This is a genomic window from Corynebacterium sp. c3Ub_189 (assembly GCF_039907195.1).
Lineage (GTDB): Bacteria > Actinomycetota > Actinomycetes > Mycobacteriales > Mycobacteriaceae > Corynebacterium.
Window position 1 is genome coordinate 1 of the sequence record NZ_JASBOF010000070.1, and the last position, 445, is coordinate 445.

The 445-nt window shown below is 54.6% G+C and carries 1 protein-coding gene; it reads right to left on the reverse strand.

The features are described 5' to 3' along the window. Positions 1-416 (reverse strand): helix-turn-helix domain-containing protein (locus tag QKD99_RS11550; RefSeq protein WP_347951495.1); only part of this gene is annotated, 416 nt, incomplete at its 3' end. Between the last annotated feature and the right edge of the window lie 29 nt (positions 417-445).

Sequence of the window (445 nt, forward strand, 5' to 3'; positions counted from 1 at the left end):
TCTGCTTGAAATCGTATCCATGAGCTGCGAGGACGCTTTTGTGGTTGGGCGATGACGTGACCGTTGTTTGCGAGCACTCGGTGGATTGTGGATGGTGCTGGTGGTGGGTCGATTCCCTCTTGCTGCAAGTGCCAGCGAATTGTATGGGCTCCGGCGTTAGTGCCGCGTTCTGTGAGGTCCTGGCGCAGTTTAAGTATGCGGTCGACAGTGCTGGGGTTGAGCGCTCGGGGATTAGTGCGCGGGCGTTTAGAGCGTGGTTCTAGGCGGTTGATTCCGCCTTCTCGGTAGCGGGCTTGAAGTGTTCGGATCCATCTGGTGCTGACGCCGAAATGGTCAGCTGCTTCGGCTTGAGTCATGCCGGTAGCAAGCATGGTTTCGATGATGATTTTTGGGCTTGGTTTTGATTTCTGCTCCATTTTTAAAGCATGGAGGATCGATGTCTCGA